The following is a 17,388-nucleotide window of genomic DNA, read 5'->3' as shown; positions in this document are numbered from 1 at the left end:
GGGCGTTACAGAACCTGAACAGTCAGGTGGGTTTATTTAGGTTCAGTACCGAACCATTTTTTGTAGATTTCGTTGTAGGTGCCGTTCTCGCGCAGCGTTTTCAGCGCGCCGTTAACTTTGGTGCGCAGCTCGTCGTTGCCTTTAGAGAACGCAATACCGTACTGCTGCGCTTCCAGAGATTCGCCTACCGCTTTGAACTGACCGTTACCGGCAGTTTTGATGAAGTAGAGAATGTTTGGCGTATCGTGCAGCACCGCGTCAGCGCGGTTGGTGCCTAATTCCATGTACGCGTTATCGATGTTCGGGAACTGACGCAGGTCTTTGGTTTTGATGTTGGCTTTCGCGTAATCAACAGAACCGGTACCGCTCTTCACGGCAACCACTTTGCCGTCGAGATCTTTCACGCTTTTAATGTCGTTGTTGTTGGCTTTCACCATCACCAGCAGGCCGCTTTTGTAGTAGCCATCGGAGAAGTCGACCGCTTTTTTACGTTCGTCGGTAATGGTAATGCCTGCCAGCGCCAGGTCGATATTTTTGGTCTGCAGCGCTGGGATAATGCCGCTAAAGTCCATTGGCTTCAGGGTGTAATCCAGCTTCAGTTCTTTCGCAATCGCGGCCCACAGATCGATATCAAAGCCGACGTACTTGTCGCCTTGTTTGAATTCAAACGGAACGAACGCCGTGTCCGTTGCCACAACCAGTTGCTTGTCTGCAGCATGAGAAGAAACTGCAAAAGCCAGGGTGAGTGCAGCCAGTGAAACTTTAAACATAGACTTCATAGCATTTCCTTTTATATCCACGGGGCGATCCCCTGCGAGAACAATCGGTATATGAAAAAATCGTGCCAACATTACAATTCATTGTTTATCAACAAATAATGCTTTTGGCTTTGCACAATTTCGGCAGGATAAATGTCCATATGCACCATAAGGGGGCACCAAAGTAGTGCGTGAAAAGGATGTTGTTAAGTATGGTGATTTTTAGCGCAAACGTAGGGGAGAAAACAATCTTTTATTAACGATTGTGTGAGGTGATTATTACAATTGATTTACTTTGGCGGGGTTTATAACCGTTGTTGTGCACTTTTTTGGTGCGAAAGCCTTCCCGCTGGGTGACGGGAAGGAGACCGGTTTTACTTAAGGTTATTCAATATTCGCTTCGATGAACCACAGGAATTTGTCGAGATCGCGAGACGCGGCGGTGAAAATGTCTGCGGTGTCTTCATCTTTTGCTTCGCTAATGGCTTTACGCACGTCGTTAGCCACGATGGCGTAGCGTTCGGCCAACGCTTTCAGGTGGTCCTGCACGCTGGTGATATCCAGCGGATAGCTTTTCAGCGGGGTCTGGGCATTGATAACCTGAGTGGTCCCGAGCGCAATACCGCCGAGCTGCACGGCACGTTCTGCCATGGTGTCCAGATGATCGGTCAGCGCAGTACGGAAGCCGTCGAGCATCTCATGAACGGCGATAAAGTTGGCGCCGCGCATGTTCCAGTGTGCCTGTTTGGTAATCAATGACAGATCGATAAACTGCAGAACCTGACGATTGAGTAACGCAACGGTCGCCTGTTTTTCGCTATCCGGAACGTCGTTACGCGTATAGAGCAGATGGGCATTTTTCGTTTTAACCAGTTTTGCAGTACTCATAATCATATATCCTCTTGATCTGATACACCTATAAAGTCGTGTGTATCTGCGTCCTCATGAATTAACGAAAACAAGTATAGCACCGTCACCGGAACGGTATTTTCTGATTCTGCCTATAGGTTTGATAGTAACGGCAATGGATTTAATATTCTTCATTTAAAACAGGTGGTTATAATTTTTATTGCGGAATGGTAATATTTTTAGGACTGTTTTATTGATATGAAATAAAAAATTATGCAATCGCATGGGGTTATTATGCATAGTGGCGTGCACTATGCATAATATAAAAAACTTAACTGACATCGACCTCTTTAATTTTACTTTCCTGCCGCATGGTTAGCGTTGAACCCATCGACGCAATAATAATGGCACCCATCGCCAGCGTCTGATTGAAGGTCAGCATCTCGCCGAGAAAAACCATCCCGGAGAGAGCGGCCAGCGCCGGCTCCATGCTCATCAACGTCCCGAAGGTTCGCGTCGGCAAACGGGTGAGGGCAATCATCTCCAGCGAGTAGGGCAGTGCGGTAGAGAGCACGGCGATAGCAAGCCCCAGCGGTAATATCGACCAATGCCACAGCGCGTCCGTTGCCTGCAATGCCCCCAGCGGCACAAACACGATGGCCGCAATCAGCGAGCCCATGGCCACCGTTGCCGGGCCATGCTCTTCCCCGGCACGTCGTCCGCTCAGAATATACACCGCCCAGCCTGCACCGGCACCCAGCGCCAGCAGTGCGCCGGTTAAATCAACGTGCGCCACATCCTGGCCCAGCGGCAGCAGGAACCATAGACCGGCGACTGCCAGAATCACCCAGATAAAGTCGATCGGGCGACGCGAGGAAAAAAGCGCCACCGCCAGCGGGCCGGTAAACTCCAGCGCCACCGCGATACCCAGCGGAATACGCTGCAACGATAAATAGAAGAGGTAGTTCATGGCGCCAAGCGAAAGGCCATAAAAGATCAGCGGCAGTCGCTGTTCTTTGGCAAAGCGCAGTCGCCAGGGCTTAAACACCACGACGAGGATTAGGGTGCCTAACGCCAGACGTAACGCGGTAACGCCAGGAGCACCGATCAGAGGAAACAATGATTTAGCCAGCGAAGCTCCGCTCTGGATAGAGACCATTGAGATAAGAATAACGAGTATGGGTAACCATGACGGTACCTTGCGGGGCGTGCCGGGCATCTTCTTCCTGTCAGCTTTTGTCAAAAGAGGTAAAACCGGCAGTGTAATTGAAATAGTCGGCTACGGTTGAGGGATTGTTGAAAAAAAAGTGTCATGGAAGGGGTAGAATTTCTTCAGTCGAGGACATTTTGGCCTGTCAAACCAGGAATAATCTGGAAAAATTAACCTGGATTTTACCGACGTAGAGATAAGACTTAAGGTAAAAATATGTGGTTAATGAAAGGGATAGCGATAGATGGAAACAAAGTGTTACATCATTGATGCCCTTAGACAGCGTTTGGCCGAAAGAGTTTCTTAACAATTTTTGATATATTTAAAACTTAGGATTTATTAGAAGCACATTTGAGGTGGTTATGAAAAAAATTGCATGTCTTTCAGCACTGGCCGCTGTACTGGCTATCTCCGCAGGTACTGCCGTAGCTGCAACTTCTACCGTTACTGGTGGTTACGCTCAGAGCGATATGCAGGGCGTTGCTAACAAAGCGGGCGGTTTCAACCTGAAATACCGCTACGAAGAAGACAACAGCCCACTGGGTGTGATCGGCTCCTTCACCTACACGGCTAAGAGCGACACTCAGAACGACTTCTACACTAAAGGTCAGTACTACGGCATTACTGCTGGTCCTGCTTACCGCATCAACGACTGGGCTAGCATCTATGGCGTAGTCGGCGTTGGTTACGGTAAAGCACAGTACAACCAGTTCCCAGAAAACAACAACAGCACCAGCGACTACGGTTTCTCCTACGGTGCCGGTCTGCAGTTCAACCCGATCGAGAACGTTGCTCTGGACGTATCCTACGAGCAGTCTCGCATTCGTAGCGTTGACGTAGGTACCTGGATCGTGGGTGCAGGTTACCGCTTCTAATCACTTCAGTGATTGTAAAAAAGGGGTCTTGATGACCCCTTTTTTTATGTCCATTTTTCAGCAGGCTAGCAGCCTGCCGCGATGTAATCCCCGTTAGCGCTGATAGGAATGACCGTTAAAAACAGCACGGTTGCAAAGAGAATCAGCATCACGCCTCCGGCCACTTTAATTGCCGGCATCACCCAACGCTGTCCCGCCGCGCCGCCAAAAAAGGCGACCGTCCGTTCGCGCGCATAGCGTACGGCAAGCGATAGCCCAAGAATAGACAGCGCTGTACCAAAGGCCATTGTCATCACTGCCGCAATCCCCCAACTGACAATACCGAGCGCATTGGCGAACATCAGAATCATAATCGCGCCGCTGCACGGTCGGGCACCGATCGCCAGAATGACCCCCAGACGGGTTTTCCAGTCGCTTTGCGTCAGCGCGGCCCCCACGCCGTGGTGCCCGCAGCCGCACTGTTCATCGTGCTGGTGCAATGGTTTGAGCGATGAGATGGTCATTTTGCGCGGTCGCAGGCTTTTCAGCGCCTGATAGATAACGAATAACCCAAACGCACCAATCATGACCGCGCTGATTTTTTCAACGTACCAGCGACTGGTGCTGAGATCGCCGGAGGCCAGGTTAAAGCCCACCGCCAGAATAAAGACAAACAGAATCGCGCTGATGCCCTGCATCAGGCTGCCGATAAAGGGCACCACGCGGGCGGCAACCAGGCTCTCACGGTTGGTACTGAGATAGGTCGTGACGATAAATTTGCCGTGCCCTGGACCAACCGCGTGCAGCACGCCATAGAAGAACGCGCCGGCTAAAAGCCATAACCCACCGCTGTATTCGTGATTATTGAGCTGTAGTAAATACATCACCAGATAGCGGTGTAGGGTGATTTGCGTCGCCAGACACCACTGAATAAAGGCGTTCCAGTGGGTGTGCAGGCTGAATGCGGTAGCGAGGAAGAGCAGCAGCATCAGCCCGGCAGTAGGAATACGCCAGTCGCGCGTAAGACGTTGTGCGATCATCATCAGGCTCGCGGTGAGAGGAGTTGAGAACAGTATAGTAATGCAGAGTCTGACGGGTTTGCTATCCGCCCGCAGGATTTCACAGCGAGCGGATAGCAAGAGCAGGGCAGGAGTGAATTAGCTTTTGGGATCAAATAGATCAGTTTTCAGCGTGTCGTAATCCACTTTTTGTAACTGGAAGTTGGTGATGTAGACCTTGCCAGCTTTCTGCGAAGAGACGAAGCGGTACTTCGGCGCGATCTCTTGCGTCTGGATCCCCGTCCACTGGGAGAAGAAGCTTAGGAAATCATTAGCAGAACGGCGCGCCTTGATGACGTTGTGCTTTTTGTCATCGCTGGACAGCACCATAAACGGCACCTGGAAGTTCTGCTGGTACTTATCATCATGCGCCAGATACTGTACCGCTTTACCGCGTTCTTTAAACGCCAGCCCATGGTCGGAGAAATAGACCATTGAGAAGCTATCCGTATTGCGACGCAGCTGATCGTACAGTTGGCTAAGCAAGCTGTCGGTTTGTGTCATGGTATAGAGGTAGCATGATGTTTCTTTTGACTGCACAAACTGCGCATATTTGCCCTGGGTGCGGTCGCAGGCCTGCGGATGGGAACCCATCAGGTGCAGCACAATCAGCTGCGGCTGGCTACGGGCGGTCGACAGAACCTGCTCGGTCATTTTCAGCAGCGCTTCGTCGCGAGTATTTTTGTCCGCTTCGAAATCACCGTTTTTCAGGAAGTGCACTTCATCCGCGCGTTTGGCGATACTGGCAATTGCCGTATCGTATTCACCAATCTGCCCCTGGTTGGAGAACCACCAGGTCTGGAAGCCCGCACGGTTGGCGAGGGTGACGAAGTTATCCTGGTATAGCGGTTTACCATCCACCACGCGGTTCAGGGTCAGCCCCAGCGATTTCTGCGTTGAGCCGCTGGCGGCAATATAGTTGGTGAACAGGTTGCCGTTCACCGAACTGGCAAACGGTGTATTGTCCCAATGGCCGCCAAACGCGCCCAGCGCATCGCGGCGCGCGCTTTCGCCAATCACCACCACGTAGGTGTGATATTTCGGCTTCACGGCGAGCACATTCCAGGTGTCTTTCATATTGGAAAGCTCAGCCATGCGCCGCTGCTCGTCAATCACCTCGTTGTTGTTCACGATGATGTCTTTGACGAAACGGAAGGCCGGGTAGCCGGTATCTCTTAGTTTAAAGCCCCAGCCGGTCATCTGGTTTTGAATCGGCTGGACGAAGAACACACCGATGCAGAACACCAGGCACAGCGTTTCCATCATTCCCCAGCGCTTTTTGTCGGTGACTTTACGGCGAACGGCAATGACCCCGAGCGCAAAAATAAACAGGCCAACGAGGTAGCTGTACCACGGGAAGATGGTGAAGATTTCCGTCGACTCTTCGACGTTGGTGGAGTGCAGCGCCAGCAGGGTGTTGAAGTTCGGTGCGCCATAGGCCTGGCTAAAGGGGAAATAGAGCGCCCCTACCAGAGAATAAACCCCCAGAATGACCTTCTGCGTTTTCGGCACTGTGCACCACAGCAAATGCAGGACGCCGGTAAAGGCGACGGCATAGAGCAGGCTAAAGGGATAGCCCAGCGCCAGGTTAATCAGGATCGATTGTAAAAAATAAAATCCCGTCCACGGGCTCAGGGCAAGCCCACGTGCAGCGAGGGTTTCTTTCAGGGTTAGATTCATAGATAGCAACTATAAAAACGCCATGCGCATCCCCTGGCGTCAAGGGGTCTTTATTGGCCAGACAATGCGTGAAGAGGGGGAAGCAAAGTACAGGGCTGCGCAAAGATAAAGCGTGCTTATTATTGGGTCAACTACTGATAACGAATTGTTTTGGGAGGATGATTGCAAAACCAGAAAATAATCGGGGTTTTTGGGCGAAATAGGGTAGGTTGCCACCGAATTGTGACGGAAAGATGAAGCGGCGATGCGCTCGCCGCTTAGCGGGACGGAGTGTCCTGTTGCGGTTTATTGTTGAACAGGTCGCACAGCATACCGATCAACATTAACCGGACTTTAAAAGGAGAATGACTAAACACGCTAATACACCTCTTGAATTCGTTCATGGTTCCTCCTGCGATTTGGCCCGTCATTCCGTGATGGGCGTTTGCATTACATACAGATATAGCACAGGCTATATTTTATAGCTATGGCTAAAACGTTAAATTTTTGTGCTCGGGTCACAATCCATTACAATGGGCCCACTTGATATGACGCGTTCAGGCGTCACACAGATGAGGAAGTGCTATGAGCCGCCGCGCAGGTACGCCAACAACAAAAAAAGCGACGCAGCTGGTTAACGTTGAAGAACACGTCGAAGGGTTCCGTCAAGTGCGTGAAGCGCATCGTCGGGAGCTGATTGATGACTATGTTGAGCTAATTTCTGATTTAATCCGCGAAGTAGGGGAAGCGCGACAGGTGGATATGGCCGCCCGTCTTGGCGTCTCGCAGCCGACGGTGGCGAAAATGCTTAAACGTCTTGCTGGCGTAGGGCTGATTGAACAGATCCCATGGCGTGGTGTATTCCTGACGCCGGAAGGGGAGAAGCTGGCGCAGGAGAGCCGCGAGCGTCATCAGGTGGTGGAGAACTTCCTGCTGGTGCTGGGCGTCAGCGCCGACACCGCCCGCCGCGACGCGGAAGGCATTGAACACCATGTCAGCGAAGAGACGCTGGACATGTTCCGCCAGTTTACCCAGAAACACGGGCAATACGTGGAATGAACCTCCCTTTTATACGGTCGCTCGCCCGCGACCGTTTTCTGCATCTGCTGATTATCGTCGGCGTTCTGCTGAGCTTTTTCGTTCCCTTCACGCCATCACGCTGGCCTGCGGCCATTGATTGGCACACCATCATTACCCTGAGCGGCCTGATGCTGCTGACCAAAGGGGTAGAGCAGAGCGGTTATTTTGATGTCCTCGGACGCAAAATGGCGCGTCGCTTCGCCACCGAGCGGCAATTGGCGCTGTTTATGGTGCTGGCGGCAGCGCTGCTCTCAACGTTTCTCACCAACGACGTGGCGCTGTTTATCGTGGTGCCGCTGACCTTAACGCTGAAAAAATGGTGTGCGTTGCCGATTAATCGGCTGATTATTTTCGAAGCGCTGGCGGTTAACGCCGGGTCGCTGTTAACGCCTATCGGTAATCCGCAGAACATCCTGTTGTGGGGGCGCTCTGGCCTGTCGTTCCCGGCGTTTACCCTGCAAATGCTGCCGCTAGCGCTGGCGATGATGGCTACGCTGCTGGCGCTATGTTGGTTTTGCTTCCCAGCGAAAAGGCTGCAGTTTCAGAGCAGTGACATCACACCGAGCTGGCAACCGCGGCTGGTGTGGAGCTGCCTGGCGTTCTACCTCGTCTTTCTTACCGCACTCGAAATGAAGCAGGAGCTGTGGGGCCTGGCGTTTGTGGCCGTCGGATTTTTGATTCTGGCGCGACGCGTCGTGTTCGGTGTGGACTGGACGCTGCTGCTGGTGTTTATGGCGATGTTTATCGACGTACACCTGCTGACCCAACTTCCCGCGCTGCATAAGGTATTGAGCGGGGTGAGCGGGTTGTCTGATGCGCCGCTCTGGCTTACGGCGATTGGGCTGTCGCAGGTTATCAGTAACGTCCCATCAACCATCCTGCTGCTCAACTACGTGCCGCCGTCGCTGCTGCTGGCGTGGGCGGTAAACGTCGGTGGCTTCGGGTTGCTGCCCGGCTCGCTGGCGAACCTGATTGCCCTGCGCATGGCGGCGGACCGACGCATCTGGTGGCGCTTCCACCTGTACTCTATTCCGATGCTGCTGTGGGCGGCGGCGGTAGGGTACGGGCTGCTGTAGATCCTTCGCTGATCTTTCCCAGGCGGGCCGGGCTACATTTGAAGCGCCGCCGGGAAAAAACCTCTCCGACTCACAAAAAACGATCTCCAGGGTTGCGCGCTTTTTCATCTTTGCGTTATATGACTAGTCATGAAATTTAAATGACTAGTCATATAGGAGCCGAACCATGAAACCATCACTGCCCGCCAACTTCCTTTGGGGCAACTCTGTTTCCAGCATGCAAACCGAGGGCGCCTGGAATGAAGGCGGCAAGGGGATGTCGGTATACGATATTCGCGAACCGAAAGAGTTCGCCTCTGACTGGAAGGTGGCGACGGATTCTTATCATCGCTATGAAGAAGATTTCGATTTAATGAAAGACCTGGGCATGAACTGCTACCGCTTCCAGATTGCCTGGAGCCGCGTGTGCCCAACCGGCGACGGCGAGTTCAACGAAGAGGGCCTTGCCTTTTACGATCGTTTTATCGATGCCCTGATTGAACGCGGCATTGAGCCGATGATCTGCCTGTACCACTTCGATATGCCGCTGGCGATGGCGGAAAAATACAACGGCTTTACCGACCGTCGCGTGATGGACGCGTTTATCCGCTACGGCAAAAAAGTGATCGACTGCTTCGGTGACAAGGTGACCTGGTGGCTGACCTTTAACGAGCAGAATCTCTACCATATGCCGGAAACGTTCCTGATCTCCGGCTATATGCGCGGCGACAAAACCCTGCGCGAGCTTTATGAAATCCAGCACCACGTGATGATGGCCCACGCGCATCTCACCAATTACTTGCATGAGACCAAACCGGGCAAGCTGATGGGCGGTATGCTGGCGCACGCTCAGGTTTATCCGGCCACCTGTAAGCCGCGCGATGTGTTCTGCGCCCAACAACTGGATGAGTTCTTCAACCAGAACCTGCTGCGTGCCTTTGCGGGCGAGGGCTACAGCCCGGAAGTGATGCACTTCGTTAAGCAGTCCGGCTTTGATGACATCTATCGCGAGGAAGACCTGGCGGTGCTGGCGACCATGAAAAACGATTACATGGCCTTCAGCTACTACGCCAGCCGCACCCTCAACAGCGACGCTGTTCCGGAAGGCACGGCGGTGAACAATTATATGCTGTTTGGCGACACGCCGAACCCGCACCTGAAAGCGACGGAGTGGAACTGGCAGATAGACCCGCTCGGTTTTCGCAGTATTATTACGCGCTATTACAATGACTGGCGTCTGCCGGTATTCCCGATTGAGAACGGCATTGGGGTGATCGAATCCTGGGACGGCGAACATATCATCGAAGATGACTATCGTATTGCCTATCATCGTGACCATATCAACGCCATGAAAGCGGCGATGTTTGAAGATGGCGCGCAGGTCATTGGCTATCTTGGCTGGGGGCTGATTGATATTCTGAGCTCACAGGGAGATATGCGTAAACGTTACGGCGTGGTCTACGTCAACCGTGAAAACCACGATTTAAAAGACCTGAAGCGTGTGCCGAAGAAAAGCTATGAATGGCTGAAAAAGGCGATTCATAGCAACGGCGAAGAGATGTAATAACAGGAGTGGGTCATGGCGGCGAAATACATCGCGATAGCGCGGGAAATTAAAAAACGAATTATCAGTCGGCAGTATTCCGCCTCTGAACCATTGCCCGACCAGTTTGCACTGGCGGCGGAGTTCGGTACCAGCCGGATGACCATTCAGCAGGCTATGCGCCAGCTGATCGTCGAAGGGCTGGTGTATACCCGTCAGGGCCAGGGCACGTTTGTGCGTAAGAATTTCCTACAGCTTTCACAGTGGGACGTTCCCGGCGCCGACTACTCCGGGGCCACCGAAACCTGGGAGCATCTTGGCACCGTGGAAAGCCAGGTCATTCGCTTTGAACTGCGTTTTCCTACGGAAAAAGAGCAGGCTTCGCTGCTGGTTAACGCCGATGCGCCGGTCTATGACTTTGTCCGTCTGCGTCTGCTCAACGGCGAACCGCTGTCGCTGGATATGACCGTGATGCCGGTGTCGCTGGTGCCAGGGCTAAGTAAAGCGCATCTTGAAAGTTCGGTGTTTCGCTATGTGCAGGAAAACCTGGGCTTGAAGATGATGGGATCGTATCGGGTGGTGCGGGCAATTAAACCCGACACGCTCGATCAGCAGCACCTAAGCTGTGAGCCCGGCGACCCAGTGCTGGAGGTGGAGCAGGTTATTTACCTGGATGACGGCACGCCGCTGGAGTACGCGCACTGCCACTATCGCTACGACCATGGCGGTATCGTGATAGTGAATAACGGATAAAAAAATGGCGGGTGATTAACCCGCCATTTTTATTTCGTCAGGCAATTAGTTCAGACGAACTGGCATACCGGAACGGTTTTTAACCGCCTGGTCAACGATGCTCTGGTCAACGTCAGCCTGGCTGGTCACGCTCTGCACGGCTTTAGTCAGCACAACCGGAACGGTTTCGCCGCCTTCAAACTGGGCTTCGGTGGTAGACAGTGGGTTGTGAACTTCCATAAAGCGGCTGCCGTCTGGTTCGGTGGTCACTTTCACAGGCTCATCAATGAACTGCACGCGAGTACCGACCGGCACGTTCTGGAACAGGAATTTGATGTCTTCGTTACGCAGACGTACGCAGCCGTGGCTCACGCGCAGGCCGATACCGAAGTTAGCGTTGGTACCGTGGATAGCGTACAGGCGGCCGATATACAGCGCGTACAGACCCATCGGGTTATCCGGGCCAGCAGGAACGACGGCTGGCAGCGGGTTACCGGCAGCGGCATATTCGGCGTGCATTTTCGCCGTTGGGGTCCAGGTTGGGCCCGCTTTCTTACGTTCTACCTTGGTGGTCCAGCTGATAGGCGTATCTTTGCCCAGCTGGCCGATACCGATTGGCAGCACGATCACGGTGTTGGTGCCCTTCGGATAGTAGTACAGACGCATTTCTGCACTGTTAATGACGATACCTTCATGCACGGTGTCCGGCAGGATCAGCTGCTGAGGAATGTTCAGCACGCTACCGCCTTTCGGCAGGTAGGTATCCACGCCAGGGTTAGCTTCCAGCATGTTAGACAGACCCATCTGGTACTGGGCCGCGAAGTATTCCAGCGGTTGCTTATTGTCTTCAGGAATGGTGATTACCTGATTCTGACCGACAATGCGGCTTCCATCGGTTGGCAGCGGGTAGGTTACCGCCGATGCCGAATTACAGAAGCCTACGACAGCAAGCGCCGCAGCGAAAAGCGTAGTTAATTTCATGTTCATGTTGTGCGAGGTATCAGTGCCATTACAGCGGTTGTTTGAGAATTCAGACTGTTGGTAGGAGCGCATTATATGTGCATTCCTCCCCGCAGGGAATTCGGATGTGTACGAAATCACATTTTTTTCACTTGAGTTACAGTTTAGTCACTGGCGAAGGCGGGCGCTTTTTATTCGGAATTGTGGCAGAATAGGCGGTTTGTCACATTCTTCAGGATACTCCCGTGTTAGTTACCAGCAACGTTACCATGCAGTTTGGCAGTAAGCCGCTGTTCGAAAATATCTCCGTCAAATTTGGCGGCGGCAACCGTTACGGCCTGATTGGCGCAAACGGGAGCGGCAAATCTACCTTTATGAAAATCCTCGGCGGCGACTTAGAACCGACGCTGGGCAACGTTTCCCTCGATCCGAACGAGCGCATCGGTAAGCTGCGCCAGGATCAGTTCGCCTTCGAAGAGTACTCCGTACTCGATACCGTGATCATGGGTCATGGCGAGCTGTGGGAAGTGAAACAAGAGCGCGACCGCATCTACGGTCTGGCGGAAATGAGCGAAGAAGACGGCTACAAAGTGGCCGACCTCGAAGTGCTTTACGGCGAAATGGACGGTTACTCTGCGGAATCTCGTGCAGGCGAACTGCTGCTGGGCGTGGGCATTCCGCTGGAGCAGCACTACGGCCTGATGAGCGAAGTGGCTCCGGGCTGGAAACTTCGTGTGCTGCTGGCGCAGGCGCTGTTCTCTAATCCAGACATTCTGCTGCTCGATGAACCGACGAACAACCTGGACATCGACACCATCCGCTGGCTGGAGCAGACGCTGAACGAACGCGACAGCACCATGATCATCATTTCGCACGACCGTCACTTCCTGAACATGGTCTGCACCCACATGGCCGATCTCGACTACGGTGAACTGCGCGTGTACGCCGGTAACTACGACGAATACATGACCGCAGCGACCCAGGCGCGTGAACGTCTGCTGGCCGACAACGCCAAGAAAAAAGCGCAGATTGCTGACCTGCAGTCCTTCGTGAGCCGCTTTAGCGCCAACGCCTCTAAATCTCGTCAGGCGACCTCTCGTGCCCGTCAGATTGACAAAATCAAGCTCGACGAAGTGAAAGCTTCCAGCCGCCAGAACCCGTTCATCCGTTTCGAACAGGAGAAGAAACTGTTCCGTAACGCGCTGGAAGTCGAAGCGCTGACCAAAGGTTTTGATAACGGCCCGCTGTTTAAAAACTTCAACCTGATGATGGAAGTGGGCGAGAAGATCGCCATTATCGGTGCCAACGGCGTCGGTAAATCCACCATGCTGAAAACCCTGGTTGGCGAACTGGCGCCAGATAGCGGTACCGTGAAATGGTCCGAGAACGCTAGCATTGGCTATTACGCGCAGGATCACGCCGAAGATTTCGATAACGATCTCTCCGTGTTTGACTGGATGAGCCAGTGGAAACAGGAAGGCGACGACGAGCAGGTGGTTCGTGGCTTCCTTGGCCGTCTGCTGTTCAGCCAGGACGACATCAAGAAGCCGGCGAAAGTACTGTCCGGTGGTGAGAAGGGCCGTATGCTGTTTGGTAAGCTGATGATGCAGAAACCAAACATTCTGGTGATGGATGAACCAACCAACCACCTGGATATGGAATCTATCGAATCACTGAACATGGCGCTGGAAATGTATCAGGGCACCCTGATCTTCGTTTCCCACGACCGTGAGTTCGTGAGCTCGCTGGCGACCCGCGTGATTGAAATTACCCCTGAGCGCGTGGTGGACTTCAGCGGCAACTACGAAGATTACCTGCGCAGCAAAGGCGTGGAGTAATCTGTTCGTCGGCGCCATCCCGGCGTCGCGATGCTCGGCCGGGCTACAATAAACGTAGCCCGGCCGAGGCGTTTACGCCGACGCCGGGGACTCTCCGACGCAGGTATTACTGCCATTCATTTCCTTCTTTTCCGTTAATCAACAGCCGACGTTTTTCCCCTTCCGGCAGCGTTACCTTCAACGCCTTCCACGCCGGACGATAATCGCCGCGCGCATTGACCTTCAGATCAATGGTACTGCCGGTGCAAACCATCTCCCACTCCAGCCACAGCGCGTTGCCCTGCTGATATCCCCACGACTCGCCGTCATCCTCAAACAGCAGACCGGACGAACTGCCCACGCCTTTCACCGGGTACAGCTTCAGCTCGCGCTGCGTATCTTCGACGGCATTCACAAAGGTAATGCGTTCGCTCATGGGAATACCGGCCCCGGCACGCACCAGCAGCGGCAGCTTCTCCAGCGGTGCATCAACCGTTATCCACTGCCCGCCGCTGAACCACTCGCTGGTGTAAAAATCGTACCAGCCGGTCTCGTTATCCGGCAGCCAGACACGGCGCTCGCGCTCGCCTGCGTCGACGACGCTGGCGACCAGAATATCGCGGCCGAGCAGAAAATCGTCGCACTCCGCAAACGTCTGTTCATCGTGCTCGTGGTCGAGGAACGTTGGGCGCAGCATCGGTTCGTCGTCGGCGTGCGCCTGCCACAGCAGGGTGTAGAAGTAGGGCAGCAGACGGTAGCGCAGTTCAATGGCGCTGCGGATGGCTGGTGTGATGGCAGGGTACATCCACGGTTCGTTGACGGTATGGTCATCGTTCCAGGAGTGGATGGTAAAGCGTGGGTGCATCACGCCGTTTTGTACCCAGCGCACAAACAGTTCCGGGTCTGGTTTATCGCCGGAAAAACCACCGACGTCATGACCGAGGTTGTAGAGGCCAGATAGGCTCATGCCCAGCCCCATGCGGGTGTTGTAGCGCAGGGTATCCCAGTTGGTGCGGTTATCGCCGCTCCAGGTCTGCACGTAGCGCTGCATCCCGGCGCAGCCGGAGCGGGAAATCAGGTATGGTCGCTTGTTCGGTGCAAAGCGCTGCTGGGCTTCCATTGAGGCTCGAATCATCAGTAGCGGCATTACCGGGCGAATATGCTTGATGGCAATCTCTTTGCCAAATCCGTGGCAGCGCGCTTCGCCGTCCCAGACTTCAAACTCGTTGTTATCGTTCCAGGTGGAGTCGATGCCCATCTCCAGCAGCTGGTTGGTGACGCCGTTCTGCCACCAGGCCACGGTCTGCGGGTTGGTGAAGTCGAGGTGTGAGCCTTCGTCATCCCAGAAGCTGGAACGTTCAGGGCCATCGCTTTCGGAGTCGCGAATAAACAGCGACTGCTCCGCTACCTCGCCGTAGCGCGGGTGATCCTGCAGCAGGCACGGCTTAATGTTAGCTGCCAGATGCAGCCCGGCGTCGTGGAACGCCTGGCTCATCACCTTCGGCTGCGGCACCTTGTCGTAGTTCCAGTTGAACACGTAGCGCTTGCCGTTAATCGAGGTGTAGCCGGAAGAGAGTTGGAACGAGTCGCACGGAATCGCATGCTCGTCGCACAGACGAATAAAGTTCATCAGCTGATTCTGCGCGTCCGGCGCGTCGGTATAGTGCATAGTGGAACCGCTGTAGCCGAGGCTCCATTTTGGCCCGAACAGCGTTTTACCGGTTAAGCGGACGAAGGCTTTGGTCACGTCGAGCACGCGTTCACCGGTGAACAGGTAGTAGTCGATATCCCCGGCCTCGGCCTGCCAACGGCGGTAGGCGGTGTGGTAGTTGTCGATCTCGTTGCCGAGATCCAGCCAGCAACTGCTGAGGTTGTCGTAAAACAGCCCGAAGCTCACGTCATCGCGGCGGGTGATGGTAAACGGAATGTGCTTGTACAGCGGGTCGGTGCTGACCGCGTTATAGCCCATCGCATCGAGGTTGCGCATCTCATAGCGTTTGCCGGTACGCTGCAGGTCGCCCGCTTTATCGCCGAGGCCATAAAAACGCTCGTCCTTGCGGCGGCTCTGATAGTGCGCCACGCCGTCGCCGTGGGCGTTGACCAGATAGGCACTGGTCGGACGGTCGTTCACCAACGGCTGCCACTCGCCCTCGGCGTTACGGTAATGCCATTCGATCCACAGCGGCTGGTGGACGGTAGCACGCAGGGATTCGGTCGCCACCGTTACGGTGTCGTCCTGCTGGCTCAGCGTCCAGGCCGGCAGGGTAAAACCGCTGAGATCCTCACGGTCACACCCTTCCCACGGCACATCCTGCGCTGGCGCGATACTCCAGGTGCGGTCCAGCGCCAGCTCGCCTTTGCGTTTTAACAGCACGCGGAACAGATTCTCCTCCAGCACGTACAGGCACAGCGTGTGCTGGCCGTCGACCAGCAGCTCGACGTGATGGGTTGACTGTTTTTGCAGGGTCCAGTTTTTCAGCGTTTTCATATCTACATCCACTCTCAGGCGCGTTTTGCGCGACGTTCAGCAATAAAAGAAACCAGGAAGATGGCGCCAATCAGGTCGAAGAAGCCCATGGCGATAAACAGCGGGTTGAAGCCGATTTTGTCGGCAGTCACCCCGATAATCAGGGAAAAGATAAAGCTCGCGATCCACGCGGCGGATCCACGCATGCCGTTCACGGTTGCCATCTGTCCTTTATCGAACGACTCCACCACCAGCGCGCTCAGCATGCAGGAGATGATCTGGTGGCCGAAGCCGCCAATCGACATCAGCACCACGGCAACGATGGGATCTTTAGTGAGTGCGACCACAGCGAGTGACACCATTAAGAAGGCGCCGGTGACGGAGCTTGCGACGGTGGAGTTGACGCGCGAGCAGCCAAACAGACGGACATACAGGCGGGTTAAGTAACCGCTGGCGACGCTGCCGAGGTCGGCGGCGAGGAACGGCAGCCAGGCGAACAGGGCGATCTGCTTGAGATCCATGTTGTACTGTTTGGCGAAGTAGAGCGGCATCCAGAAGCTGAATACGGCCCAGGCCGGTTCCGCCATAAACGCCGGAATGGCAATACCGTAGAAGCGTTTGTTTTTGCCGACGGTTTTCAACGCGGTGAGGAACGGCAGCTTGACCGGCGGCGCTTCGTTATCCTGGCGGATATAGTCCAGTTCGGCCTTGCCCAGGTTCGGGTGTTTGTCCGGGTTATGGTAGAACACCCACCACAGCACCACCCACGCCGCTGCCAGCACGCCGGTAAACATAAATGCGCCCTGCCAGCCGAAGGAGGCATGGGCAAAGTAGATAATCGGTGGCGCCAGCATCGCGCCGATAGAAAAGCCTACGCCCGCCCATCCTGCCGCCACCGGGCGCTCGGATTTCGGGAACCACTCGCCAATCGTCTTGGCGTTTGCCGGGGTTGCCGCCGCTTCCGCGCCGCCCATAAAGAAGCGTAACAGCGCCAGATGCACCCAGTTACCGGCTCCCGCATGCAGCAGGCAGGCCAGTGCCCACAGACTGGCGCAGATCATAAAGCCCAGTTTGAGGCCAATTACGTCAATCAGCCAGCCGCACAGCGGCTGGAACAGGGTGTAGGCAATCTGGAAGGCCCCGACAATCCACGAATACTGTTCGGTGGTGATCCCAAGGCTGGTTTTCAGCTCCGGGGCCAGAATACCCAGCGAGTTGCGGGTGATGTAGTTGACGGTCACACCAAGTAAAAAGAGGACCAGCATCCACCAGCGCAGGTTTTTCACTACGCGGCGCGTTTTGCTGACGGCCATATCATTATTGATACCCTGGCTCATAGGGTTCTC

General features: G+C 54.4%; 15 protein-coding genes. 6 read left to right on the top strand and 9 right to left on the bottom strand.

Translation table 11 applies throughout. The annotated features are described in order from the left end of the window. Positions 1-32: 32 nt before the first annotated feature. The 3 genes from glnH to rhtA form a co-directional block, all read right to left on the bottom strand. Positions 33-779, bottom strand: a complete 747-nt coding sequence (gene glnH / locus HII27_RS04085; protein ID WP_185666687.1) for a glutamine ABC transporter substrate-binding protein GlnH — start codon at positions 777-779, stop codon at positions 33-35. Between the two features lie 363 nt (positions 780-1,142). Next, the gene (gene dps, locus HII27_RS04080; RefSeq protein WP_123651747.1) at positions 1,143-1,646 is read right to left on the bottom strand and encodes a DNA starvation/stationary phase protection protein Dps; all 504 of its coding nucleotides are present in this window, start codon (positions 1,644-1,646) and stop codon (positions 1,143-1,145) included. Between the two features lie 292 nt (positions 1,647-1,938). Beyond that, positions 1,939-2,826, bottom strand: a complete 888-nt coding sequence (rhtA, locus tag HII27_RS04075; RefSeq protein WP_185666686.1) for a threonine/homoserine exporter RhtA — start codon at positions 2,824-2,826, stop codon at positions 1,939-1,941. Positions 2,827-3,179: 353 nt separating this feature from the next. Here rhtA and ompX point away from each other — a divergent pair, with 353 nt between their 5' ends. Next, entirely contained in the window at positions 3,180-3,692 is a 513-nt protein-coding gene (ompX, locus tag HII27_RS04070; RefSeq protein WP_185666685.1) for an outer membrane protein OmpX, read from the top strand. Positions 3,693-3,757: 65 nt separating this feature from the next. On the opposite strand, the gene HII27_RS04065 is transcribed toward ompX, so the two are convergent. The 3 genes from HII27_RS04065 to mntS all read right to left on the bottom strand — a co-directional run bounded on the left by HII27_RS04065 (position 3,758) and on the right by mntS (position 6,792). Further along, a complete protein-coding gene (locus HII27_RS04065; RefSeq protein WP_185666759.1) occupies positions 3,758-4,711 on the bottom strand; it encodes a nickel/cobalt transporter in 954 nt (317 codons plus the stop codon). Positions 4,712-4,828: 117 nt separating this feature from the next. Then, positions 4,829-6,409 (bottom strand): phosphoethanolamine transferase, encoded by a 1,581-nt coding sequence (locus HII27_RS04060; RefSeq protein WP_185666684.1) that lies wholly within the window; start codon positions 6,407-6,409, stop codon positions 4,829-4,831. Between the two features lie 257 nt (positions 6,410-6,666). Beyond that, positions 6,667-6,792, bottom strand: a complete 126-nt coding sequence (mntS, locus tag HII27_RS04055; protein ID WP_185666683.1) for a manganase accumulation protein MntS — start codon at positions 6,790-6,792, stop codon at positions 6,667-6,669. A 181-nt stretch (positions 6,793-6,973) separates the two neighbouring features. Here mntS and mntR point away from each other — a divergent pair, with 181 nt between their 5' ends. From mntR to HII27_RS04035, 4 genes are all read left to right on the top strand, one after another. After that, on the top strand, positions 6,974-7,447 hold the full coding sequence (gene mntR, locus HII27_RS04050) for a manganese-binding transcriptional regulator MntR (protein ID WP_185666682.1): 474 nt from the start codon (positions 6,974-6,976) through the stop codon (positions 7,445-7,447). Beyond that, complete coding sequence (locus HII27_RS04045) at positions 7,444-8,544, top strand: anion transporter (protein ID WP_185666681.1); 1,101 nt, start codon at positions 7,444-7,446, stop codon at positions 8,542-8,544. The genes mntR and HII27_RS04045 overlap by 4 nt, the downstream gene beginning before the upstream one ends. A gap of 166 nt (positions 8,545-8,710) precedes the next feature. Continuing rightward, a complete protein-coding gene (locus HII27_RS04040; RefSeq protein WP_185666680.1) occupies positions 8,711-10,087 on the top strand; it encodes a glycoside hydrolase family 1 protein in 1,377 nt (458 codons plus the stop codon). A gap of 15 nt (positions 10,088-10,102) precedes the next feature. Continuing rightward, the gene (locus HII27_RS04035; protein WP_185666679.1) at positions 10,103-10,819 is read left to right on the top strand and encodes a GntR family transcriptional regulator; all 717 of its coding nucleotides are present in this window, start codon (positions 10,103-10,105) and stop codon (positions 10,817-10,819) included. A 45-nt stretch (positions 10,820-10,864) separates the two neighbouring features. Here the strand turns inward: HII27_RS04035 and ldtB are convergent, their stop codons facing one another. Continuing rightward, complete coding sequence (gene ldtB / locus HII27_RS04030; protein WP_185666758.1) at positions 10,865-11,785, bottom strand: L,D-transpeptidase; 921 nt, start codon at positions 11,783-11,785, stop codon at positions 10,865-10,867. Positions 11,786-12,003: 218 nt separating this feature from the next. Here ldtB and HII27_RS04025 point away from each other — a divergent pair, with 218 nt between their 5' ends. Further along, positions 12,004-13,596 (top strand): ABC-F family ATPase, encoded by a 1,593-nt coding sequence (locus tag HII27_RS04025; RefSeq protein WP_185666678.1) that lies wholly within the window; start codon positions 12,004-12,006, stop codon positions 13,594-13,596. A gap of 106 nt (positions 13,597-13,702) precedes the next feature. Here the strand turns inward: HII27_RS04025 and HII27_RS04020 are convergent, their stop codons facing one another. Then, positions 13,703-16,063 carry a glycoside hydrolase family 31 protein gene (locus HII27_RS04020; RefSeq protein WP_185666677.1) on the bottom strand — a complete coding sequence of 787 codons (2,361 nt, stop codon included), beginning with the start codon at positions 16,061-16,063 and terminating at the stop codon, positions 13,703-13,705. Positions 16,064-16,077: 14 nt separating this feature from the next. Next, a complete protein-coding gene (locus tag HII27_RS04015; RefSeq protein ID WP_185666676.1) occupies positions 16,078-17,379 on the bottom strand; it encodes an MFS transporter in 1,302 nt (433 codons plus the stop codon). Positions 17,380-17,388 lie beyond the last annotated feature (9 nt).

The organism is Kluyvera sichuanensis (assembly GCF_014218705.1).
Lineage (GTDB): Bacteria > Pseudomonadota > Gammaproteobacteria > Enterobacterales > Enterobacteriaceae > Kluyvera > Kluyvera sichuanensis.
This window is presented reverse-complemented; position numbering and strand designations above follow the sequence as displayed.

Bases quoted from the DNA above. Each gene is read 5' to 3' on its own strand.
- glnH (WP_185666687.1), bottom strand. From the start codon at position 779: ATGAAGTCTATGTTTAAAGTTTCACTGGCTGCACTCACCCTGGCTTTT.
- HII27_RS04045 (WP_185666681.1), top strand. From the start codon at position 7,444: ATGAACCTCCCTTTTATACGGTCGCTCGCCCGCGACCGTTTTCTGCAT.
- HII27_RS04015 (WP_185666676.1), bottom strand. From the start codon at position 17,379: ATGAGCCAGGGTATCAATAATGATATGGCCGTCAGCAAAACGCGCCGC.
- mntS (WP_185666683.1), bottom strand. From the start codon at position 6,792: ATGAACGAATTCAAGAGGTGTATTAGCGTGTTTAGTCATTCTCCTTTT.
- HII27_RS04060 (WP_185666684.1), bottom strand. From the start codon at position 6,409: ATGAATCTAACCCTGAAAGAAACCCTCGCTGCACGTGGGCTTGCCCTG.
- HII27_RS04065 (WP_185666759.1), bottom strand. From the start codon at position 4,711: ATGATCGCACAACGTCTTACGCGCGACTGGCGTATTCCTACTGCCGGG.
- HII27_RS04020 (WP_185666677.1), bottom strand. From the start codon at position 16,063: ATGAAAACGCTGAAAAACTGGACCCTGCAAAAACAGTCAACCCATCAC.
- rhtA (WP_185666686.1), bottom strand. From the start codon at position 2,826: ATGCCCGGCACGCCCCGCAAGGTACCGTCATGGTTACCCATACTCGTT.
- HII27_RS04035 (WP_185666679.1), top strand. From the start codon at position 10,103: ATGGCGGCGAAATACATCGCGATAGCGCGGGAAATTAAAAAACGAATT.
- dps (WP_123651747.1), bottom strand. From the start codon at position 1,646: ATGAGTACTGCAAAACTGGTTAAAACGAAAAATGCCCATCTGCTCTAT.
- mntR (WP_185666682.1), top strand. From the start codon at position 6,974: ATGAGCCGCCGCGCAGGTACGCCAACAACAAAAAAAGCGACGCAGCTG.
- HII27_RS04040 (WP_185666680.1), top strand. From the start codon at position 8,711: ATGAAACCATCACTGCCCGCCAACTTCCTTTGGGGCAACTCTGTTTCC.
- ompX (WP_185666685.1), top strand. From the start codon at position 3,180: ATGAAAAAAATTGCATGTCTTTCAGCACTGGCCGCTGTACTGGCTATC.
- ldtB (WP_185666758.1), bottom strand. From the start codon at position 11,785: ATGAACATGAAATTAACTACGCTTTTCGCTGCGGCGCTTGCTGTCGTA.